19 protein-coding genes and 3 tRNA genes are annotated in these 22752 nt (G+C 50.6%); 16 read left to right on the plus strand and 6 right to left on the minus strand.

Annotated features, from left to right (window positions below; translation table 11 throughout):
* The first annotated feature begins 9 nt into the window (after window positions 1–9).
* The 3 genes from pyrF to HNQ57_RS07050 are packed head-to-tail and all read left to right on the plus strand — an operon-like array spanning window position 10 to window position 3514.
* Complete coding sequence (pyrF, locus tag HNQ57_RS07040; protein ID WP_184461904.1) at window positions 10–720, plus strand: orotidine-5'-phosphate decarboxylase; 711 nt, start codon at window positions 10–12, stop codon at window positions 718–720.
* A gap of 48 nt (window positions 721–768) precedes the next feature.
* Window positions 769–1734: a DHH family phosphoesterase gene (locus HNQ57_RS07045; RefSeq protein ID WP_184461906.1), complete on the plus strand. Its 966-nt coding sequence runs from the start codon at window positions 769–771 to the stop codon at window positions 1732–1734.
* A gap of 4 nt (window positions 1735–1738) precedes the next feature.
* Entirely contained in the window at window positions 1739–3514 is a 1776-nt protein-coding gene (locus HNQ57_RS07050; RefSeq protein WP_184461908.1) for an SLC13 family permease, read from the plus strand.
* A gap of 37 nt (window positions 3515–3551) precedes the next feature.
* Here HNQ57_RS07050 and HNQ57_RS07055 read toward each other — a convergent pair whose 3' ends face one another.
* Complete coding sequence (locus HNQ57_RS07055; protein WP_184461909.1) at window positions 3552–3929, minus strand: hypothetical protein; 378 nt, start codon at window positions 3927–3929, stop codon at window positions 3552–3554.
* Between the two features lie 260 nt (window positions 3930–4189).
* On the opposite strand from HNQ57_RS07055, the gene HNQ57_RS07060 reads away from it, so the two are divergent.
* On the plus strand, window positions 4190–6676 hold the full coding sequence (locus HNQ57_RS07060; RefSeq protein WP_184461911.1) for a TonB-dependent receptor: 2487 nt from the start codon (window positions 4190–4192) through the stop codon (window positions 6674–6676).
* A gap of 122 nt (window positions 6677–6798) precedes the next feature.
* Here the strand turns inward: HNQ57_RS07060 and HNQ57_RS07065 are convergent, their stop codons facing one another.
* The gene (locus HNQ57_RS07065; protein ID WP_184461913.1) at window positions 6799–7302 is read right to left on the minus strand and encodes a DedA family protein; all 504 of its coding nucleotides are present in this window, start codon (window positions 7300–7302) and stop codon (window positions 6799–6801) included.
* A 202-nt stretch (window positions 7303–7504) separates the two neighbouring features.
* Window positions 7505–7580 (minus strand) — tRNA-Asn (locus HNQ57_RS07070).
* Window positions 7581–7779: 199 nt separating this feature from the next.
* Here HNQ57_RS07070 and uvrB point away from each other — a divergent pair.
* Together uvrB and HNQ57_RS07080 are read left to right on the plus strand one after the other, a co-directional pair.
* Window positions 7780–9810 carry an excinuclease ABC subunit UvrB gene (uvrB, locus tag HNQ57_RS07075; protein WP_184461916.1) on the plus strand — a complete coding sequence of 677 codons (2031 nt, stop codon included), beginning with the start codon at window positions 7780–7782 and terminating at the stop codon, window positions 9808–9810.
* 59 nt (window positions 9811–9869) lie between these two features.
* A tRNA-Val gene (locus HNQ57_RS07080) sits at window positions 9870–9946 on the plus strand.
* A 385-nt stretch (window positions 9947–10331) separates the two neighbouring features.
* Here the strand turns inward: HNQ57_RS07080 and HNQ57_RS07085 are convergent.
* Window positions 10332–11027 carry a DUF2780 domain-containing protein gene (locus HNQ57_RS07085; protein WP_184461917.1) on the minus strand — a complete coding sequence of 232 codons (696 nt, stop codon included), beginning with the start codon at window positions 11025–11027 and terminating at the stop codon, window positions 10332–10334.
* 276 nt (window positions 11028–11303) lie between these two features.
* On the opposite strand from HNQ57_RS07085, the gene thrS reads away from it, so the two are divergent.
* The 10 genes from thrS (at window position 11304) to HNQ57_RS07135 (ending at window position 20182) form a co-directional block, all read left to right on the plus strand.
* A complete protein-coding gene (gene thrS / locus HNQ57_RS07090) occupies window positions 11304–13229 on the plus strand; it encodes a threonine--tRNA ligase (protein WP_184461919.1) in 1926 nt (641 codons plus the stop codon).
* Window positions 13230–13231: 2 nt separating this feature from the next.
* On the plus strand, window positions 13232–13768 hold the full coding sequence (gene infC / locus HNQ57_RS07095) for a translation initiation factor IF-3 (protein WP_184461958.1): 537 nt from the start codon (window positions 13232–13234) through the stop codon (window positions 13766–13768).
* Window positions 13769–13824: 56 nt separating this feature from the next.
* Window positions 13825–14019, plus strand: a complete 195-nt coding sequence (gene rpmI / locus HNQ57_RS07100) for a 50S ribosomal protein L35 (RefSeq protein ID WP_008247190.1) — start codon at window positions 13825–13827, stop codon at window positions 14017–14019.
* Between the two features lie 31 nt (window positions 14020–14050).
* Window positions 14051–14407 carry a 50S ribosomal protein L20 gene (gene rplT, locus HNQ57_RS07105; protein WP_008247192.1) on the plus strand — a complete coding sequence of 119 codons (357 nt, stop codon included), beginning with the start codon at window positions 14051–14053 and terminating at the stop codon, window positions 14405–14407.
* A gap of 148 nt (window positions 14408–14555) precedes the next feature.
* Window positions 14556–15572 carry a phenylalanine--tRNA ligase subunit alpha gene (gene pheS, locus HNQ57_RS07110; RefSeq protein WP_184461920.1) on the plus strand — a complete coding sequence of 339 codons (1017 nt, stop codon included), beginning with the start codon at window positions 14556–14558 and terminating at the stop codon, window positions 15570–15572.
* A 36-nt stretch (window positions 15573–15608) separates the two neighbouring features.
* Window positions 15609–17975 (plus strand): phenylalanine--tRNA ligase subunit beta, encoded by a 2367-nt coding sequence (pheT, locus tag HNQ57_RS07115; protein ID WP_184461922.1) that lies wholly within the window; start codon window positions 15609–15611, stop codon window positions 17973–17975.
* 4 nt (window positions 17976–17979) lie between these two features.
* Window positions 17980–18282 (plus strand): integration host factor subunit alpha, encoded by a 303-nt coding sequence (ihfA, locus tag HNQ57_RS07120; protein ID WP_008247199.1) that lies wholly within the window; start codon window positions 17980–17982, stop codon window positions 18280–18282.
* Window positions 18263–18619 (plus strand): MerR family transcriptional regulator, encoded by a 357-nt coding sequence (locus tag HNQ57_RS07125; RefSeq protein WP_008247201.1) that lies wholly within the window; start codon window positions 18263–18265, stop codon window positions 18617–18619. Before ihfA ends, HNQ57_RS07125 begins: the two co-directional genes overlap by 20 nt.
* A gap of 43 nt (window positions 18620–18662) precedes the next feature.
* Window positions 18663–18739 (plus strand) — tRNA-Pro (locus tag HNQ57_RS07130).
* A gap of 348 nt (window positions 18740–19087) precedes the next feature.
* A complete protein-coding gene (locus HNQ57_RS07135) occupies window positions 19088–20182 on the plus strand; it encodes an alkaline phosphatase D family protein (protein ID WP_184461924.1) in 1095 nt (364 codons plus the stop codon).
* 82 nt (window positions 20183–20264) lie between these two features.
* Here HNQ57_RS07135 and HNQ57_RS07140 read toward each other — a convergent pair whose 3' ends face one another.
* Both HNQ57_RS07140 and HNQ57_RS07145 read right to left on the minus strand, forming a co-directional pair.
* Window positions 20265–21389 carry a beta-ketoacyl-ACP synthase III gene (locus tag HNQ57_RS07140; RefSeq protein ID WP_184461926.1) on the minus strand — a complete coding sequence of 375 codons (1125 nt, stop codon included), beginning with the start codon at window positions 21387–21389 and terminating at the stop codon, window positions 20265–20267.
* 307 nt (window positions 21390–21696) lie between these two features.
* A complete protein-coding gene (locus HNQ57_RS07145; RefSeq protein WP_184461928.1) occupies window positions 21697–22482 on the minus strand; it encodes a tyrosine-protein phosphatase in 786 nt (261 codons plus the stop codon).
* Window positions 22483–22752: the final 270 nt, after the last annotated feature.

Here is a 22752-nt window from a genome sequence, read left to right on the forward strand (position 1 = left end):
GTAAATATTATGAGTTCAAAAACACCACTTTCCCCAGTCATTATTGCCTTGGATTTTGCAAGGCGTGCCGAACTAGATGCGCTGGTCGATCAGTTGGATCCAAGTCAGTGTCGTCTAAAAGTCGGTAAAGAGCTTTTTACCTTATTTGGTCCAGAGATAGTAAGAAGCCTACAGCAGCGCGGCTTCGAAGTATTTCTCGATTTAAAATTTCACGATATTCCCAATACCACAGCCGCGGCAGTGGCCGCTGCCGCCGAACTCGGCGTGTGGATGGTGAATGTGCATGCCAGTGGCGGCGCAAAAATGATGTCAGCTGCCAAAACGGCCTTGCTGCCCTACGGTAAAGACGCGCCCTTGCTGATTGCTGTCACCGTGTTAACGTCGATGCATAGTGATGAATTGGCGGCGATTGGCGTGGCGGGTGATGCGCCAGCCCAGGTGTCGCGGCTCGCGGCGCTGACTGCTGAATGTGGTTTAGATGGTGTGGTTTGCTCTGCGCAGGAGACGCCAATATTGCGGGCTCAAAGTTCAGATCAGTTCCTGCTAGTGACGCCAGGGATACGTCCCGCCGGTAGCGAACTCGGTGACCAGACACGGGTCGCGACACCAGCCGATGCGATGGCGATGGGCAGTAGTCATTTAGTTATTGGGCGGCCGGTTACGCGTAGCGCGAACCCTTTAGCGGCCCTCAAGGCTATTAATCAATCATTGGGCTATTGAGCTAGAGTGCATTCGGCTAAATGGCTTGTTAAAAATAAGGAAGTTAATGTGGCCTATATAGATGTGTTTAACGGCGATGCCGACGGTTTGTGTTCGCTGGTGCAATTGCGCAATGCAAATCCGGTGGTGAGTCGTCTTGTAACCGGCGTAAAACGCGATATCGATTTATTAGATCGGGTAACGGTTAGCGAGGGCGATCAGCTCACGGTACTGGACGTGTCGCTTGATAAAAACCGCGTGGGTTTAAAGGCGGCGCTGGAGGCGGGCGCCGAGGTAACCTACGTTGATCACCATTTTGCCGGCGATATTCCTCAGCACCCTAAGTTAACTGCGCACATCAATACCGCGTCTGACGTGTGTACCAGTTTATTGGTAAATGGCATGTTAAAGGGCCAATTTGCAGAGTGGGCCGTTGTTGGCGCCTTTGGCGATAATTTGCGCAATAGCGCCGTGGCAGTGGCTAAGCCCCTTGACCTCAGCGCTGCTGAATTAGAGCTGCTCGAGAATTTGGGAATCTACCTTAATTATAATGGCTATGGCGCGAGCATTGAAGATTTGCACTTTGATCCTGAAGCGCTCTACCGCAGCATTGCTCCCTTCGCGAGTCCGCGTGCTTTTATTCTAGAGGCGAAGGAGACTTTTTCTCAGCTTGAAGAAGGCTATAAAAACGATATGCGCGCTGCTAGCGAATTGCCAGCGGCCCACAGCGATAGGGCGACGGCGGTATTTATACTGCCGGACGAGCGCTGGGCGCGCAGGGTGAGTGGCGTGTATAGCAATGACCTCGCCAACGATAGTCCTGATCGTGCTCACGCCGTGCTCACTGAAAAACAAAATGGCAATTATCTAGTCAGTATTCGCGCACCCTTAAATAATAAGCGCGACGCTGATGAGTTTTGTCGGCAATTTGCCACTGGTGGCGGCCGAGCGGCAGCGGCGGGTATTAACGACTTGCCAATGACCAGTCTCACTAATTTTATTGATCGCTTCCAGTCTTTCTACGGGAACATGTAATTTAATGATGTTCAGCGTTGATGCATGGATTGTTTTGGGGGTGATTTCTGCCTGCTTAGTGGCCTTAATATTTAGTCGTCGCCCGCCGGATATGATCTTATGCGGTGGCGTTGTGGTCTTGCTTTTGCTTGGGGTGCTATCCCCAAAAGAGGCTTTAGCGGGGATGTCGAATGAGGGGATGGTCACGGTTGGCGTGCTGTTTATTGTCGCTCAAGCGCTCTCTGAAACCGGTGTGGTCAGCTGGATTTCGCACAGCATGTTGGGCCGGCCAAAGTCGGCGCGGGTAGCCCAGCTTCGCCTAATGGCGCCAGTGGCGGCCTTTAGTACGATTCTCAATAACACTCCCGTTGTGGCGATGATGATTCCTGCGGTGCGGGACTGGGCTAAGCGCAATAATTTGCCTGTTTCTCAGCTGATGATTCCCCTTAGCTACGCCGCTATTGTCGGCGGTACCTGCACCTTGATTGGCACCAGTACCAATTTAGTCGTTAACGGTATGTTGCTGCATTCGCTTCCAGAACAAGCGCTAGGCATGTTCGATCTGGCGTGGGTCGGCTTGCCCTGTGTTCTTTTGGTTATTGGCTTTACAATTTTAACAAGCCGTCGCTTGCTCCCTTCGAGCAAAGGAAAAGCTGAGCGTTTTGGCGATACCCGTCAGTATATTGTCGAGATGATGGTGGACGACAGTAGCCCTATGATTGGCCAGTCGATTGAGGAAGCTGGTTTGCGGCAATTGCCCGCCATGTTCCTCATTGAGATTGTGCGTGACGAGCGCTTAATGACGGTGGTCTCGCCCAAAGAAATCCTGATGGCGGGGGATCGCTTGATCTTTGCGGGTGATGTGCGTTCAGTGGTGGATTTGAAAAATTTCCACGGACTGCGTTTAGCTGAAGATCAGGCCTTTAAATTGGGGGAAAATAATTTATCGCGCTGCCTAGCCGAAGTCGTGATCTCACCGAACTTTCCTCACTTGGGACGTATGGTTCGGGATATGAAATTTCGGAACAATTACGGTGCGGCGATTATCGCGATTTCCCGCAATGGTGAGCAACTCAAGGGCCGTATCGGCGACGTCGAGCTTGAGCCAGGTGATACTCTCTTACTGGAGGCCTATGAAGATTTTGTGCCAAACCAGCGCTATTCACGGGATTTTCTGCTGGTTAGTGAAATAGAGAACTCGCGGCCAGTGCGTCATGAGCATCGTTTCCGTGCGGGTATTATCATGGCTGTGATGGTTGTTGTCGTTGCAGTTGGTTGGTTGTCGATGCTCAAGGCCGCGTTTCTTGCTGCGGGCCTGATGATCGCCACGCGCTGTATACGCGCAGCTGATGCTACGCGCAGTGTGGATTGGCAGATATTGCTGGTGATTGCGGCGTCGATAGCACTCGGCGGCTCACTAGAGTCTACCGGGGCGGCATCCGTTATTGCAGGTCAAATCGTTGGTCTGGCGGCGGGTTCGCCAATGGCCACCTTGATTGCCATCTTTGTCGTGACTACATTATTTTCAGCAGTGATCTCAAATTTGGCTGCGGCGGTGATTGTATTTCCCATCGCCTTGGCGGCGAGTCAGCAGCTTGAGGTTAGCATGTTGCCTTTTGCGGTTACCTTGATGATGGCGGCCTCAGCGAGCTTTGCGACGCCTATTGGCTATCAGACCAATCTTATGGTCTACGGCCCAGGCGACTACCGCTTTAGCGATTTCTTCAAAATTGGGGTGCCGCTCACTGTTTTGGTGGGGGTGACGACTATTCTGATTGTACCCTTGGTCTGGCCATTTTGAGGCGGGGTCTTTAGGCGCTGAAACTTCAAACCTTGGTTTAGTCGCAGCGTCGCTCGCTTAATTTTATGACTTGATTGCGCTTACGTAGCATGGCTTGGTCGGCAATGACGACGGTTGTGTGCTGCGCCCCAAAGCCATTTTCCGCTAAGAATTCACAAACGCCTTTAGCGTAGCTTTTGGCCTTAGTTTTGTCTTTGTTGACTGCAATCAATAAGGCGTCGTGTCGAAGCCACATTGCATCTACTGGGCTTTTACTCGCCGCAGTTTCAATGGCTCGCTCGATTTTTTTGTGGGCATTGCTAAATTCAGAACCCGCCTGCGCTGGTAGAATTGTCAGACCACTGCTGAGTAGCACAATACCTATAGTTGTACTGAAATTGGCACTTCTGGGTTTCCATATGGGTATATTCAGCATTGGTTTATTCGCAATAATAACAAGGGTGGTCAGCGGTGAGTATAGCCCAGTCTCCCCAAAAGTGGGTAAGTCGGGTGTTGTTCAAATAAAGCGGCTTCGATTCAGTCTGCATGCGGGCGATGGAATTACTGTGTCACTTGGCTGCACTGGCTGGGGCGGGGTTCAGTACAATCACTACTAATACATTGATTTGCCGCATTGTGTCGTTATACTGGCTTTGCTTGCTATACAATAAAAATAAATGTGCATCCCGAGTCCTTATGCTTAAGCGCTGTACCTCTAAATTTCTTAGTAGTGCCTGTTGTAGCTTTATGCTCTTTCTGCCGTCGACGTTACATGGCGCCGTACTAGAAGAGGTTATTGTTACGGCGCAATTGCGTGAGCAAAGTCTCCAAGATGTGCCGGTGTCGGTCAGCGCTATGTCGGGCGAGAAGATGATGGAGGCAGGGCTTAATAAGATTCAGGATCTTCAGGCTTATGTGCCTAATCTAACCATGTCCGAGAACGGCATTGGTACAGCTATTTATATTCGTGGTATTGGTTCAGGTATTAATCAGGGCTTTGAACAGTCGGTTGGCATGTATGTTGACGGTGTCTACTACGGTCGGGCTCAACTTGCTCGCGCGCCCTTTCTTGATCTTGCTCGTGTTGAAGTACTCCGCGGGCCGCAGAATATACTCTATGGTAAGAACAGCATCGCTGGCGCTATTAGTATTATTACCGCTAGACCCAGTGATGAGTTTGAAGGCATGGTGTCGGCCGTATACGAACCGGAATACGATGAACAGGTTTTTGATCTTATGTTGTCGGGCCCAGTTTCCGATACGGTGGGTTTACGTTTTTCGGCGCGCAAACGTGAATTTGGCGGTTATGTTGAGAATCTCACCCTCGGCCGCAATGAGCCTCATAGCGAAGAAGAAACCTTGCGCCTGAAGCTGGTGTGGGACGCCGCTGACGATTTAACAGTGACGGTGAAAGGAGAAGTCGGGGCATTCGACGTTCTGGGCCGCCAGGTAGAAATAATTGATGACGGCGCGTCGAACAGCTCTAACCCCCTATTTGCTGGACGGACTTATGCCGAGATCACTGATGACACTCAAGTGCCCGGTGTATTGGCTATTGATAGCCATGATTCCGTGCGCAATAACTATCAAGATTTCAAGCGTTCCTCCAATGGCGACTATAGTTTCAATGACACTTTAAACTTCACCCTGAGCGCAGATTGGGTACGTGATGAGCACCTGTTTACGACGACCACGGCCTACGTGGCCTATGAGTATGATGACCTTTGTGATTGTGATTTTACCGCGGCGGAAGGCTTTAAGCTGGTACTGAAGGAAGAGTACGAGCAGATCAGCCAGGAGTTTCGCTGGATGTCGCCGCTTGGTCGGGATTGGGAATACATTGCCGGCCTTTATTTTCAGAAAAATGAGCTGTATTTTTTCGATAGCATTATTGTTGATTCAGACCTTATCGTGCAGTTATTAAATGCGGCTGATGCAACGGAAGGTGGCGCGCGAGGCGATCGTGACCCTAATCCGCTGGCAACCTCGCCAGAAGAGATCGTTGGTATTGGTGACGCGGGGAATGCGATCGCCAATTTGACGTCGCCGCGCAATTTTAACAGCGATTCAATGTTGGGCTCGGGCTTTATGCAAGCTACGTGGAATATGCGTGAAGATTTGCGCTTGACGTTTGGTGGTCGCTATTCCTACGAGAAAAAGACGGGCAGCCGCAAATTCCGTTTTGGCTACCTAGACTACAGCGAGCGTCCCTTTGGCGAGACCGATACCGTTTCAGCTATCAGTTTTGCGGCCGAGCGTCACGATCTTAAGGGCGAACGGCAAGAGTCGCAGTTTTCACCGTCGATCAATCTGCAGTTCGACTTTAGCCCGGATATTATGACTTATTTAACTTGGAGTAGGGGGTTTAAGTCCGGTGGTTTTGATGCGCGCTCCAACGCCTCGCCGAGTGCTGATCCGGTGCCGCAAAATCCCAATGCGCCGGCTGATATGAATCCTAGGCCGGTGTTGATTGGTACTTTCGAATACGAGGAAGAGGAGGCTGAAAGTATAGAGCTGGGCGCAAAAATGTCACTGTTCGACGGCGCGGCTGAACTGAACGTTGCGCTATTCAATACGCGTTACGATAACCTTCAGGTTAGCGTTTTTGATGGAACCTTGGGGTTTAATGTGGGTAATGCGGCAAGCGCTATTACCCAGGGCGTGGAGTTGGATGGCCGCTGGCAAATCACTGAGTCGCTGATGTTAGCGGGTGCGCTGGCTTTGTTGGATTTCGAGTTCGAAGACTACCAAAATGGCCAGTGTCTTGCGGGTCAGCCGCCGACTGCGGCCGATGGCGTCAATTGTGATTACTCTGGAAAAACCAATCAGTATGTTGCTGACTGGGCGGGAAATGTGTTGTTGGCGTGGCGAGCGCCGCTCACCGATACACTTGGTATAGGTATTAGCCTGGATGCCATTTTTACTGATGATTACAATCCCTCGCAGAACCTTGACCCAGTGGTTGATCAAGATGGCTATGTGAAGTGGAACGGCCGTATTGGCATTGGCGCTTTGGATAAGCGTTGGGATGTTGCCTTAGTCGGTAAGAATCTGACAAACGAAACCATTATCACCTACGCGAATGACACGCCTACCTCCTACACGATCTTCGGCTCAAAAGGGCATTATGCCTTTTTAGAGGCGCCACGGAGCATTGCCTTGCAAGCAAATTACCACTGGTAGGGAAAGGGTAGGCCGGTTCGGTCGGTGTCTACATGCTGGAGATAAGGATTTAAATTCACGGGCGCCGTATTGATGATTTATGCTTGCGCCCCGCGATATATCTCGTCGCCTGCTAGCAATGTTCAGCTAGCAAACAAGCCGCTAGTGCCGACCACGGCCAAGCCCAGTAATAAGGTCCAGATGCCAACGGCCAGCAAGTCAAAAAGAATGTATTTTAGAGCGCTGTAGCCACTGATGCCGGTTATGAGTGGAACAATGCTCCGGATTGCGGGAATTATTCGCCCAATTAAAATAGCGCCCCAGCCGTAACGACGAATTAAGGCTTCAGTGCGATTAATGTGTTGTCGATTTCGTCCTGCAAAAGCGGTTGTGTGGAATGCTGGGCCGATCCAGCGCCCAGTCCAATAGCCACTTTGGTCGCCAAAAGCCGCACCGGCAAACGCGAGCGGGAGTAACTCTTCGATGCGAATAAGCTGCTGTGTGTAAAGAAACACTGCGACGCTTAGTAGCACTGCGCCGGGTATAAATAGACCTATCCCAACCGCGGCCTCAAAGCAGGCGAGGCTAAGCACCAAATAGTGGCTGTAGCTGGGGTTGTCACTTATCCATGTAAGAATGGCGTCCACGGCATTCTCCTTTGTCACTAATCACTCAGTGTGCACCGAGCTGATTTTGCTCACAAGTAGCAATTACGGAGTGTGCTCTATCGCGGCGACATTTTTATAGGGCGGGGCTGTGAGGTATTTATTGTTGATGATACGAGGATATTAATAGTGGGCAATCCAGAAGCAAAAAAGGGCCTACCTTTCGGTAAGCCCTTTATTTGTTTGGCTCCGCCTGCTGGGCTCGAACCAGCGACCCAATGATTAACAGTCATTTGCTCTACCAACTGAGCTAAGGCGGATCAGCTTCAACAGCTGAGGACGCGCATATTAAGGAGGTTTCCTAAGTGCGTCAACCCTTTGTCGAAGAAAAAGTTGTATTGGTGGTTTTCTGAACAAATTCCGCCGCTTAGCGCGAAGTGACGACTAGTTTGCAGCATCTTTGCGGGCGGGGAGGTAGAGGGGTACTATGGGTGGTTTTCTGCAGCGAGTGCCCGGTGGATGTCTAAACCTTTTCAAGTAGTGTCTAAATTCGCCCCAGCGGGCGATCAGCCTGCGGCGATTGCCGGCTTGATAGAGGGCGTGAACGCGGGGCTCCATGCCCAGACCCTACTCGGGGTGACGGGCTCAGGTAAAACCTTCACCATTGCCAATGTGATTGAGTCGCTGCAGCGGCCGACTATCGTTATGGCGCCGAATAAGACCTTGGCGGCCCAGCTCTACGGTGAGTTTAAAGAATTCTTCCCCAATAACGCGGTTGAGTACTTCGTGTCTTATTACGATTACTATCAGCCGGAGGCCTATGTTGCGGCTTCAGACACGTTTATCGAAAAAGATGCTTCGATTAACGACCATATTGAGCAAATGCGCTTATCGGCGACTAAGGCGCTGATGGAGCGCTCTGATGCGATTATTGTTGCCTCGGTGTCGGCGATATACGGTTTGGGTGACCCCGAGCTGTATTTCAAAATGATTTTGCATTTGGTGCGGGGCGAGCGAATCGACCAGCGTCAGTTGCTGCGTCGTTTGGCTGAGCTGCAATACACGCGCAATGATATTGCCTTTCAGCGTGGTACCTACCGTGTTCGTGGCGACGTGATCGATATTTTTCCCGCCGACAGCGAAAAAGACGCGGTGCGGGTGGAGTTGTTTGATGACGAAATTGATTCCATCACTGGTTTCGATCCCTTAACAGGGGAGTCTTTTGGGAAATTTCCACGCGTCACGATTTACCCCAAAAGCCATTATGTGACCCCTCGGGATACTCTGCTTAAAGCGGTGGATTTTATAGAAGAGGAAATGCTTGAGCGACTGAAGCATCTTCGCGAGAATGATTTGTTGGTAGAAGCTCAGCGTCTTGAGCAGCGCACTCGCTATGATATTGAAATGATTCGCGAGCTGGGCTATTGCAATGGTATAGAAAACTACTCGCGCTATCTTTCTGGTCGTGAGCCTGGCGCAGCGCCGCCGACCTTGTTTGACTACTTGCCTAAAGATGCCTTGGTTGTGGTGGATGAGTCTCATGTGACTATTCCTCAGATCGGGGCCATGTACAAGGGCGACCGCTCACGCAAAGAGACCTTGGTGCAATACGGTTTTCGCCTGCCATCGGCACTGGATAATCGCCCCATGCGCTTTGAGGAGTGGGAGCGCTTGGTGCCGCAAATGATTATGGTGTCGGCCACGCCGGGCAATTACGAAGCAGAGCACTCTGCGCGTACAGTCGAGCAGGTGGTGCGGCCAACCGGTTTGATCGATCCGCAAATTGAAGTGCGACCTGCCACAACGCAGGTCGATGACTTGCTCTCTGAAATCACTAAGCGCACCGACGTCGGTGAACGGGTATTGGTAACTACGCTCACCAAGCGTATGGCAGAGGATTTGGCGGAGTATTTAGATGAGCACGGTATTCGAGTGCGTTATTTGCATTCTGATATAGATACCGTGGAACGGGTGGAGATTATTCGTGATCTGCGCTTGGGTAAGTTCGATGTGCTGGTAGGTATTAACCTGTTGCGTGAAGGTTTGGATATGCCTGAGGTCTCGTTGGTGGCGATTTTGGATGCTGACAAAGAAGGCTTTTTGCGCTCCGAGCGCTCGCTAATCCAGACCATTGGTCGCGCAGCGCGTAATCTTAATGGCAAGGCGATTCTCTATGGCGACCGCATTACCGGCTCAATGGAGCGGGCCATCGGCGAAACCGATCGTCGCCGCGAGAAACAGATCGCCCACAACTTAAAGCACGGTATCACCCCTGTTGGTGTTAAAAAGTCAGTAGAGGATATTCTCGACGCTGGCGCGATACCTGGTTCAAAAGGCAAGAAGCACAACCGCCAAGACAATCGTAAAGTAGCTGAACCCTCGGGAGATTACTTGCAGGATGCAGCGGTGATGTCGACAGCAGAGTTGGCTAAGCTTCTTAAAAAGCTCGAGCAAGATATGCAAAAACATGCTAAAAATCTCGAGTTTGAAGCGGCAGCCAATGTGCGCGATAAATTATCAGAAATTAAACAACGGTTTTTTACCACCTAGGAAATCCGTATTAACTATTGAACTACACAAACACCGTGACTATAATGCGCGTCCTTTATAGGACTATAGCTCAGTTGGTTAGAGCGCTACCTTGACATGGTAGAGGTCCCCAGTTCGAATCTGGGTAGTCCTACCAAACATAAAAAAGGCCCGCTAAATAGTGGGCCTTTTTTGTGTTTGGTAGGTTATGTGCGGAAGGAACCCCTTCGACAAATTGCGCCAGCAATTTGGACGACCTTTAGGTCGCCCGCAGGGTCAAAAGTGGCCCTAGCCAGTTTTGATCACTCATTGCGAGAGCGATTTACACCAAGCCAACGGCGCAGCCCCGTAGGGGTTTAAAAAAGCCCTTAGGCTTTTTTAAAGTAATCCAGCTTTCCGGCGAAGCACATTTCTTTTTAGCCCCTGCCAAGCTGATACAGCAAAACGCTAGACGGGAGACGGAAAACGCAAAAGCGACGAATCATGGAGCTTACGTTTTTTTCGCCCTTAGCGTCTCCCATCTCTCGTCAAGTCTCTCTCGATCACAACGCCCCAGAAATCGCCGCATCCAATAAAATACTCGCCTCGGCATTGCCATTCTGTTTCAGGTAATTGCTGCCCACATCAGAAAACTTAGGAATCATCTCGGCGCCCATGCCTAGCGATTTAAACTGGGACACGAGCTGTGCGCCTGCTTTTAAGGATGGGTTCGAGTCGGTGACCATTTTCATTGCGCCATCAAGCATACCGCCATTTATAACGGCATTCACCGCAGGGGCCGCGCTGAGAAGGTCGTTCGCACCGGGAATGGCGTTGGCGATTACGTTAAAGTCATTTCCAGATAATAAGCTTTGTGCGGTCTGCAGCAAGGCGCCCATACCGCCGGTAGCTTGTGATGTGCTTACGCCGAGTGTTTGGCTTAGTAATGGCAGTAGTTGAATGCCTGTTTGAATCATGCTGCTGGTAGCGGTTTGATTGGCCGCTGCGGCGGTGTTGGCGTCAAGGGATACGCTGCTGCTTATACTTACTTCGCTGCTCGATGCGTTGCTTGTCGTTGTGCTTGTGGTGGTTGTAGTAATGCTGCCGGTTTTCTCGGCGGGCGATGCCTTAGCTGGCTTACTTTCTTCTGTTGGTGCTGGCTCTGGTGGGCTAAAGATACTTGTTAGGCTGTCCCAGAAGCCAGCGTTGGCTTGCAGGCTAAATGCGCAAAATACGGCGATACATAGTGTTTTTTTCATTGATCGTTCTCGCTTGAATCGAAGTGGGTCTGCTTAGATTGATAGTTAGCTTAGATGCATGTTCAGCGTCTCGCCACTCACTGCAGCGACTGTAAGTCAGCTGTTGGCCTGTTAAGTTCAATGGCGGCACTCGGGAGTCCTTGATTTGCGGCGGTTTTTGGCTTGCGAAGCGGTGGCGCTATGGCCATAATAGCGGCCTTAAACCCTCTGCAGTTTTACGCTGTATTTTTACGTCACGTGACCTTTGGTAGGGGCCACCACTGAAAGGATAGTCTTATGCCTGTTATTACCCTTCCCGACGCGAGTCAACGCGTTTTCGAACACCCTGTTTCTGTTGCCGATGTTGCTATGGATATTGGCGCGGGTCTCGCCAAGGCGGCGCTTGCTGGTCGGGTGAACGGCACCTTGGTCGACACCAGTTATTTGATTTCTGACGACGCCGAACTGGGTATTATTACTGAGCGGGATGAAGAGGGTGTTGATATTATCCGCCACTCCACCGCGCATTTGCTGGCGATGGCGGTACAGGATCTGTTTCCCGGTGCGCAGGTCACTATTGGTCCTGTGATTGAAGACGGTTTCTATTACGATTTTGCCTACGAGCGCGCTTTCACCCCAGAAGACCTAGAGAAAATTGAAGCGCGGATGACCGAGCTGTCCTCTGCAGATTTGGCCGTGTCGCGCAAGGTGATGAGTCGCGAAGAGGCGGTCAAGGCGTTTAGCGATTTGGGTGAAGAGTACAAAGTCGAAATCATTAAAGACCTGCCGGGCAATGAAGATATCTCTGTTTACCAGCAGGGTGACTGGATGGACTTGTGTCGTGGTCCTCACGTACCCAGTACTGGCAAATTAAATGCCTTTAAATTGACCAAGGTTGCTGGCGCCTACTGGCGTGGTGATCAGGCCAATGCCATGTTGCAGCGTATTTACGGCACCGCCTGGGGCAATAAGAAAGCGCTGAAAGCCTATTTAAACCGCATTGCTGAAGCGGAAAAGCGTGATCACCGTAAAGTGGCGAAAAAGCTCGACCTCTTCCATATGCAGGAAGAGGCGCCGGGCATGGTGTTTTGGCACCCTAAGGGCTGGAGCGTATATCAGGCGATCGAGCAGTATATGCGCGACAAACAGCGCAAAAATGATTACCAGGAAATTCGTACACCGCAAGTGGTGGATATCTCGCTGTGGGAGAAGTCGGGTCACGCTGATAAATTTAGCGATGGTATGTTCACCTTGAGTGCCGATGAGCGCACGTTTGCGGTCAAGCCCATGAACTGCCCCTGCCATGTACAAGTGTTTAATCAGGGCTTGCGCAGCTACCGCGATTTGCCATTGCGCTTGGCTGAGTTTGGTTCCTGCCATCGCAACGAACCATCGGGTTCGTTGCACGGTATTATGCGGGTGCGGGGCTTTACCCAAGATGATGCGCATATTTTCTGTACTGAAAATCAAATTCAGCCGGAAGTTGCCTCGTTCATCGATTTTCTTCACGAAGTTTATGCGGACTTTGGCTTTACCGAGGTGATTTACCGCCTGTCAACGCGTCCTGAGCAGCGGGTTGGTAGTGAAGAGGATTGGGATCGCGCCGAAAAGGCCTTGGCTTTAGCGCTCGACAGTAAAGGTCTGCCTTGGGAGCTGTTGCCTGGTGAAGGCGCTTTTTATGGTCCTAAAATTGAATTTTCATTAAAAGATTGCATTGGTCGGGTTTGGCAGTTGGGTACGATTCAGGTCGATTTCTCGATGCCCGGCCGTCTCGGCGCGCAATATGTTGATGAGGCGGGTCAGCGCCAAACGCCCGTGATGTTACACCGAGCGATTTTGGGTTCTTTTGAACGATTTATTGGTATTTTGATCGAACACTACGAAGGCGCATTTCCGGTCTGGCTGGCACCAGTTCAGGCTGTGGTTTGTAATATTACGGACAATCAGGCCGAATATGTGACAAATGTGCAAGATTTATTGAGAGATTGTGGCTTTAGAGTCGATGCGGACTTGAGAAATGAGAAGATCGGCTTTAAAATCCGCGAGCACACAATTCAGAAGGTCCCCTTCCTTTTTGTCGTTGGTGACAAAGAGGTAGAAACCCAGACTGTTTCGGTACGTGCACGTAGTGGCGAAGATTTGGGGTCAGTGTCCATTAATGACCTCAGTAAACTCCTCGCAGACAGCGTAGCTAAACGCAGCCGCGCAAATTCGGAGAACTAGCAATTAAACGCGATAACGCAAAAGGGCGCAGCAAAAGAGCGCCGATAAACGAAGAAATTGAAGCCAATGAAGTTCGCTTAATCGACGCTGAGGGCAACCAGGTTGGCGTTGTCCCGCTTTCAGAAGCATTGAAAGCCGCGCAAGAAGCGACATTGGACTTAGTTCAGATCACTGATTCAGACCCAATTGTCTGTAAGATCATGGACTACGGCAAGCATGTTTTCGAGGCCAAAAAGCAGCAAGCTGCGGCTCGGAAAAACCAAGTTCGAACTCAGGTTAAGGAAGTAAAATTCCGCCCGGGTACGGAAGATGGGGACTATCAGGTAAAACTGCGCAACCTGACACGTTTCTTGGAACACGGAGATAAAGCCAAGGTAACCCTGCGTTACCGCGGTCGTGAGATGGCCCACCAGGAATTGGGTATGCAGCTGTTGAAGCGGGTTGAAGAAGACCTTGCTGAATTCGGTTCTGTAGAACAATTTCCGAAAATGGAAGGTCGTCAATTGACCATGGTCATTGCTCCGAAAAAGAAAAAGTAGTGAGCTCTTAGGGCCTACTTGATTTAATTTACATTAAGAATGCGGAGTATCTAACGATGCCAAAACAGAAAGTACACAGCGGGGCGGCAAAACGCTTCAAGAAAACCGGTAGCGGTTATAAGCGCAAAAGCGCTCATAAAAGCCACATCTTGACCAAGATGACCACCAAACGTAAGCGTCAGCTACGTGGCACCAGTGCAGTCCATAAGTCGGACAAAGTTCTGGTTGACCGCATGTTGCGCGCCATCTGATTAACGTCATCAAGATTAAGAGGAATATTCTATGCCCCGCGTAAAACGTGGTGTGACCGCACACCGTCGTCATAAAAAGATTCTGAAACAAGCCAAGGGTTACTATGGTGCCCGTTCACGTATTTACCGTGTTGCAAAACAAGCGGTAATTAAAGCGGGTCAATACGCTTACCGTGACCGTCGTGCCAAGAAACGTGTTTTCCGCGCTTTGTGGATCACGCGTATTAACGCTGGATCACGTGCTAATGGCCTGAGCTATAGCCGTTTGATCGCTGGTTTGAAGAAAGCAGATATCGCTTTAGACCGTCGCGTATTGGCCGATTTGGCCGTACATGACAAAGAAGCCTTTGCTGTCATCGTAGAACGCGCGAAAACAGCCTTAGCTTAAAAAGCGATAGGCCGTTGCGTAGCGGCCATATAGCTTTGTTTTACTATAGGGAAAGGGCTTGTGCCCTTTCCCTATTTTGTTTCTGACACAGTAAATTTAGCCACGCTGCAATGCGGCGGGGCGTTAGCGCGGAGATTGGGAGCGCAGCATGGATAATCTAGAAGGGCTGGCGGCTGAAGCTGCGGCAAAAATTAGTGCCGCCACAGACGCGCCAACCTTAGATCAGGTGCGGGTTGAGTATCTTGGCAAGAAAGGCCATATCACGGCCCTGCTAAAGGGCCTTGGCAAGCTGTCTGCTGAAGAGCGTCCAGCTGCGGGCGCTGAGATCAACCGCGTGAAAGAAGCGCTGTCAACGCAGATTGCCGATGCCAAACAGCTGCTGGATCTGGCGGCGGTGAATGCACGGCTTGAAGCTGAAAAAATTGACGTGACCCTCTCTGGGCGCGGTCAGCAAGCCGGTGGATTGCACCCGGTAACTCGCACTATTGAGCGCATCAGTGCCTTTTTCGAAAGCATCGGCTTTGAGGTGGTTGAAGGCCCCGAGATTGAAGACGACTATCACAATTTTGAAGCCTTAAATATCCCTGCCCACCATCCTGCGCGGGCGATGCACGATACCTTCTACGTCGACGAATCCACCGTTTTGCGTACCCACACCTCGCCGGTACAGGTGCGGGTAATGGAAAGTAGCGAGCCGCCGTTAAAAGTCATCTGCCCAGGTCGCGTATACCGCTGCGACTCTGATTTGACCCACACCCCAATGTTTCACCAAGTCGAAGGACTGTTGATCAGCGAAGAGTCCAGCTTTGCCGATCTTAAAGGCTTGGTCGAAGCCTTTTTACGTAGCTTCTTTGAAAAAGAATTGAATGTGCGTTTCCGTCCGTCTTACTTCCCTTTTACCGAGCCGTCGGCGGAAGTGGATATTGAGTGCGTGATGTGTAACGGCGAGGGCTGCCGAGTGTGCAGTCAAACCGGCTGGCTGGAAATTATGGGCTGCGGCATGGTCCACCCTCAGGTGTTCGAGCATGTAAATATCGACACTGAGCGCTTTACCGGTTTTGCCTTTGGTATGGGCGTTGAGCGCTTAGCGATGTTGCGTTACGGCGTTAACGATTTGCGTCTGTTTTTTGAGAATGACCTACGTTTCCTTGGTCAATTCAGATAATTCGGCCCCAGCGACAATATTCAAAACGGATAGCATATGAAATTTAGTGAACAGTGGTTGCGCGAGTGGGTTAACCCCACCGTTGGCACCGACGAGTTAGCAGCGCAAATTACCATGGCCGGTCTAGAAGTGGACGCCATTGATCCAGTAGCCGGTGTGTTCTCTGGCGTTGTGGTGGCTGAGATTGTGGCAACCGCGCCGCACCCTGACGCCGAAAAATTACAGATTTGCCGCGTGAATGCCGGCAGCGAAGAAGTGCAGATAGTCTGCGGCGCTGCCAACGCTCGACCCGGCATAAAAGTGCCGCTGGCGACCTTGGGCGCGGTATTGCCCGGTGATTTCAAAATCAAAAAAGCCAAGCTACGGGGCGTAGAGTCCTTCGGCATGCTCTGTGCTGAAGAGGAGCTGGGTTTGGCGGAGAAGTCCGATGGCCTGATGGAGTTGCCTCTAGACGCGCCCGTTGGCGAGGATATTCGCGTATTTCTTGGCTTAGACGATTCGATTATCGAATTGGGTTTAACGCCAAACCGCGCTGATTGTTTGAGTGTGCGCGGTATCGCTCGGGAAGCGGCAGTGCTCAATGACATGGCGTTCACTGATTTAGATGTCGCAGTCGTTGCAGCCGTCAACGACAGCAAATTACCCATTCGGGTTGAGGCGGGCGCAGATTGCCCACGCTATGCGGGCCGTGTTATCCGCAATGTCGATGTGTCGAAACCCAGCCCACTGTGGCTGCAAGAAAAGCTTCGCCGCTGCGGTTTGCGCAGTATTGACGCGGTGGTCGATGTCACCAACTTTATTCTGGTGGAATTGGGCCAGCCCATGCACGCCTTTGACTTAGATAAGCTCAGTGGCGGCCTAGTAGTGCGGCACTCAAAGGCTGATGAGTCTTTGGAATTGCTCGACGGCCAAACGCTGACCCTGCGTGAAGGCAGCTTGTTGATTGCCGATGAACAGCAGCCCCTTGCACTGGCGGGTATTATGGGTGGCGAAGCGTCTTCCGTGTGCTCTGCAACTCAGAATTTATTTTTAGAAGCGGCCTTCTTTACCCCTGATTTATTGGCGGGAAGAGCGCGGTCTTACGGCTTACATACCGATTCCTCGCATCGCTTTGAGCGCGGCGTCGACTTTGAGCTGCCTGCACGGGCCATAGAGCGCGCCACGGCGCTGATAGTTGCGATATGTGGCGGTGAGCCAGGGCCGGTATCGGTTGTCGACTCAGCGCCCATGCCTGAGCGCAAGGCGATTCTGCTACGTGAAAGGCGCATTGCCAAAGTGCTGGGCATGGACATGGCTGCCAGCGACGTAGAATCTATTCTCGCGGGCTTAGGTTTGACGGTAACGCGTGTTGAGGGTGGCTGGGAAGTGATTGCGCCGAGCTGGCGTTTTGATATCAGCATTGAAGTCGATTTACTCGAAGAGCTGGCGCGTATATACGGCTATAACCGCCTACCGGTGCGGCCGATTCAAGACGCGCTGACTATTCGCCCAGCGACGGAAAGCAAGCGCAGCCTGAGCGCGCTTCGCCAGCAATTGGTTGCCCGTGGCTACCAAGAGGCGGTGACTTACAGTTTTATTGATCCCGCAATGCACAAGGCGATGGCGGAAGGCATAGAAGGCGTTGAGTTACTCAACCCGATCTCCGCCGATATGTCGGTCATGCGTACCAGCTTGTTACCCGGTTTGATAAAAACCGCCATGCACAATGCCAAACGCCAGCAGCCGCGTATTCGCATCTTTGAAGCAGGTCAGCGCTTTGTTAAGGGCGATGGCGGTTTGCAGCAAATTCCAACGCTAGCGGCACTCATTACTGGTCGGCGCACTGCTGAAAGCTGGAATGAAAGCGGCGAATTAGTCGATTTTTATGATCTTAAGGGTGATCTGGAGAGCTTGCTGTCAGTTGCTGCAGGTGAAATCACTTTTGCTCCAGGCAGCTATGCGGCCTTGCACCCAGGCCAGTGCGCCGATGTGTTTTGCGATAAAGTGCTAATTGGCCGTATTGGCGCTTTGCATCCCAGCTTGCAAGCCCAGTGGGATATGGTTAATCCGGTGTATTTGTTTGAAATTGATCAGAAGCCAGTATTGGCTCGCGACGTACCTAAATTCAGTGAATTGTCTAAATTCCCTGAGGTGCGACGTGATCTGGCCTTGATCGTTGCTCGCGAATTACCCGCAGCCGACGTGTTGCAGGCAATTCGAGGCGCGGCAGGGGATTGCCTCAGTGACTTGAAGCTGTTTGACCTCTATCAAGGTAAAGGCATTGATCCTGAAAGAAAAAGTTTGGCTGTGGGCTTGACGTTCAGGCATTCATCACGCACTCTGAATGAGGAAGAGGTTAATCAATCTGTTGCGGCAGTTGTGCAAACCTTGCAGGAGGCATTTGGCGCAAGTTTAAGGAACTAGTGTGATGACGTCCCTCACTAAAGCAGAAATGGCCGAACGGTTATACGAAGAGCTAGGCTTTAATAAGCGTGAGGCGAAGGAGCTCGTGGAGTTGTTTTTTGAGCAGATTCGCCTCTGTTTGGAGAATAACGAGCAGGTGAAGATTTCCGGTTTCGGTAATTTTGACCTCCGTGACAAAAGTCAGCGCCCCGGGCGTAACCCCAAAACGGGAGAGGAGATTCCAATCTCTGCTCGTCGCGTGGTGACATTTAGGCCCGGCCAAAAATTAAAATCCAGGGTAGAGGACTATGCTGGAACCAAGTCATAACGACGAATTACCGCCCATACCGGGTAAACGCTATTTCACTATTGGTGAAGTCAGCGAGCTGTGCTGCGTAAAGCCTCATGTTCTTCGGTATTGGGAACAAGAATTTCCCCAGCTAACACCGGTAAAACGGCGCGGCAACCGCCGCTATTATCAGCATCAAGACGTGTTGATGATTCGGCAGATTCGTAGCTTTTTATACGAAGAAGGCTACACCATTGGTGGCGCACGACAGCGCATGTCTGGTGAAGTTGCGAAAGAAGAATCCTCTCAAGCTCGGCAAGTTATTCGGCAAATGCTCGGTGAATTGGAAGAAGTCGCAAAACTTCTGAAAAGATAGTTCACTAAATCAATATGTTGGGGTATCATGCCACCCCTCAAATCGGGGCGTAGCGCAGTCTGGTAGCGCACCACACTGGGGGTGTGGGGGTCGCAGGTTCGAATCCTGCCGTTCCGACCAATTTAATAAAAAAGGCCACTCAAGCGAGTGGCCTTTTTTATTGGCAGTCATGAAACCCTCCTTAAATAAGCGCAAAACCTCGCAGTAACATCGACGCTAAATCGTGTTTCATCGTCACGCAATATCTTGGTGCTACCTTAATAGGCTAGCTTGCCCAAACATTATTGCCGCTTTACCGAAAAGGTCTAGATTGCGTCGTAGTCGGTGCAATTTATGCATACTTTATTTGTATGACGGCAAATGCTTTTAACATAGCCATCAGAATAATCTCATTAAGTGCTAAGTGAGTTTTCATCATTCCTTGGTTCTATTTTTTTGTTGTTAACGTTAATTGTTTCGGGAGCCGATATGACGGTGTTTTTACGAAAGTTTATTCTTCTGGTTGTGGTGCTTGCCGCTCCGTCTCAGGTGTTGGCTTACTCACTGACAAATACTCTTAAACAAGGCAGCATTGCCTTTGGCTCCTGTCTTCAACAATGGCAACCCCAGCCTGTTTGGCAGTCAGTGATTGCCCTTAAGCCGCAAGCTTTTGTGTTTCTTGGTGACAATGTGTATAGCGATGTTGGCGCTTATCTTAATGAGCCGCTACCAGACCGTATCAATCAAGCTTATAAGGACTTAGCTAAGGTCGAGGAGCTGCGCCGGTTTGGTATAGAAAAGAACATTGATGTGTTCGCAACATGGGATGACCATGATTACGGGCTTAACGATGGCGGCGCTGAATTTACTTATCAAACAGAGTCTCGGGCGTATTTTGCCGATTTCTTTGGCATGGAGCTAGATGGCATTGGCGATTTGGATCAGCGCGGTGTTTACCACTCTCGGTATCGTGATATTGGTGGGCTTAGCGTTCAATTTTTAATGCTCGATACCCGCAGTTACCGTAGTCCTTTGAAGAAAGGCGATCTGGAATCCGCTTGTAGCCCGACCGGAATCATATCGAACACTGATGACGGCTCTACGATTTTAGGTGACGAGCAATGGCGGTGGTTGGCTGGCCAGTTCAAAAAGCCTGCAGATCTGCGCATTATAGCCAGTAGTATTCAGGTCTTGCCTACTGAGCATTGTTTTGAGAAATGGGCTAATTTTCCCAATGAGCGGCAGCGGCTTTTCGATCTGATAAAAGGCAGTGCGGTTAGCGGTGTGGTGATCATCAGTGGCGACCGACATTTGGCGGAAATATCAAAATTAGAGGGCGCGCTGGGCTACCCGCTCTATGAAATTACTGCCAGTGGTTTGAATTCTGCTCTTGGGGCCAATAGCCCGGCGGCCAAAGAGCCTAATGCGTTGCGCACCTCAGCGAAAAATGTGTTGAGTGATAATTTTGGTAGCATCCAAATAGAGCGCGATGGTGACGATGCGGTTTTACAATTTCAAATTCACAATGTGCAGGGCGAGGTGGTGGAGGAGGTCGAGTTATTATTGAGCGCTCTTAAGTCTTGAACTTAATGTTAGTCGTTTTCGCAATTGAATTAATGACATCGACTAAGGCAGTGCAACTGCCTTAGTCGGGCGGTAAAGGGGCTTAACGTTTACGAAGAATTAAGCTACCAATAGAGTAACCGGCGCCAAAGGAGCAAATCACGCCAATATCACCCGCGGTTAAATCTTCGTGATGCTTGGCAAACGCAATAATAGACCCTGCCGAGGCGGTATTCGCATATTCATCAAGGACAATCGGCGCTTCTTCAAGTGTGGCGTCGCGGCCGAGTAAGCGCCTGCTGATCAGTAGGTTCATGTTGATATTGGCTTGGTGCAGCCACCAACGTTTCAACTCCGAAACCTGAATGCCGTGACTCTGCAAATGGCTTTCAATGTGTTCAGCGGCCATGGGGCAAACTTCTTTAAACACTTTGCGGCCGTTTTGATGAAACAGCTTGTCCGCTGAATAAGGGTCTTCATCTGTCGTGCGGGTAACATAGCCGAAGTTAGAGCGAATATTATTTGAGTATGACGTGACACTTTTGGTCCCGAGCACGTCAAAGGCGTGCGCAGACTGACAAGTTGCACTGCTTTCTACTACGACAGCGGTCGCTACATCGCCAAAGATAAAGTGGGAGTCCCTGTCCATATAGTTGACTTGGGGAGAGGTGAGTTCAGGGTTGATTACCAGAACACCTTTAGAGCTGCCTGCTTTTATTGCATCAGCGGCGCGTTCTAAGCCAAAGGTCGCCGCCGAGCAAGCGACTAGCATATCGAATCCAAAGCCTTGGATGCCTAAGGCCGCTTGCACTTCAATCGCGATAGCGGGGTAGGAACGCTGTGTATAGGCGCAAGACACTATAACCATGTCAATGTCGGCGGCGGTTTTATTTGCGGCCTTCAGTGCTGCTGTAGCTGCAGCGATGGCCATTTCTGCTTGGTGGGAGACTTGCTCGTCACTGCGTGCCTCAAGTATCGGGCGCATGCGTGATATATCTAAAGTCCCTTCTTTTGAATATATGTAGCGACTTTTAATACCAGACACTTTTTCAATAAAGTCGGCGCTAGAAAGCGGCTTTGCTTCTAGATCTCCTGATTCAATAGCGGTCTGATTTTCCAGATTGAAGTGTTCCGCCCAGGCGTTGTAACTGCTTACGAGCTCCTCATTGCTAATGCTATGTGTTGGAGTCCATAGGCCGACCCCGCTAATGACAACAGAGGAGCTCATTTGATTCATCCTTATATTTTCCGTTTAAAGTATAGGGGAAAGTGTGACCGACATAGCCCATACAGTCTATATATTGAAATGACAAAAGCGAAATGACATTTAAAATACCTATAGCATGCTAGGGGGCTGTCTTCAAATTGACGCATTTTACTCTTTACAGCTGAGTGAGTGCATAATCAATATGGCGCATTACCAGCGCTTGCGCGGCTGCGCTCTAGGGCTGGTGCCGTAGGGTTTGAGCCCGCCGTGGACGGTGTGGCGCGCCATTTGGCTAGTTTTGCGGTGGGTGAATATTCGCTGTGGGGGTCTATTCTACATATTGCCGCTTTAAACGTTCACGTAGCTCGGCGCTTAAGCCAATTGCTTGCTCTAAGTATTCATCTATTGAATCGTAGTTTTCATCAATGGCGGCGAACGCGGCCTCGAGAAATTCGGGCCGCGTGGAGGTAAGCGTTGCGAAAAGGTCTGGGTCTACATTGGGCTTGTCAGCGGCGTATTTGTTGGAGAGGTACTCAAGTTCACCTGCTGGGGGGTAGTATTGACTCGTGAGAAGATAGTCTTCCATAACGACATCACGGGGAACATCTAAGGCAGACAGAATGAGTGCGGCAGCAAACCCCGTGCGGTCTTTGCCTGCGGAGCAGTGAAACATAAAGGCGCCGTCATCGATGTTGAGTAGTAGCTCAAACATTTTGCGATAGATTTGGCAGTGATTTAGCGCTAGCTCTCGATTTATCTGTATCATCCATGTCGCCATTTCACTGGCGCGAATGTTACTGATTTCGATAATGTCGTGCTGGTTGCCAGGGCTGATGCTGAGATTGTGGATTACTGCTGCTGACTGTGCGCTGAGCTTGGTCATGTCCAGCTGGTATTCATGGGCATTGCGAAAGTCGCAGATAACTTTGATTTCAAAGTCATTTAATAAGCGTTGATCGAGGTCGCTTAAGTTTGAGAGTCGGCCTCCCCGAAACAGCTTTCGCCAGCGTGTTGTTCTGCCATCACGGGTTCGGTAGCCACCTAGGTCGCGTACGTTGGGAGCGCCTTCTAGTGACAGCCTACGGGTATTGACGTCTGGTGAGGGGGCGGGCATAGCTTTCTGACCTCTTGTGGGAACGGTTAATATTAGTCTGATATTTGGGTTGATTGCCAGCGTGTGGCCATAGCGGGCTAAGTCGCAGCAAAGAGTGAACCGCTAGCAGTGTATTATTGGCACTAGACATTTTCATGGTGACCTTTTATTCTGCCTGTCATTATAAATTCCAATACACTGCTGTCCCGTTAACTTTCATATGAGCTTTAACTGATTGATATCGGGTAGCCTGTCATTAGATGGGTCTCCCCTTAAGAGAGCCATCAGGTC

The sequence above is a fragment of the Zhongshania antarctica genome (assembly GCF_014202945.1).
Classification (GTDB): domain Bacteria; phylum Pseudomonadota; class Gammaproteobacteria; order Pseudomonadales; family Spongiibacteraceae; genus Spongiibacter; species Spongiibacter antarcticus.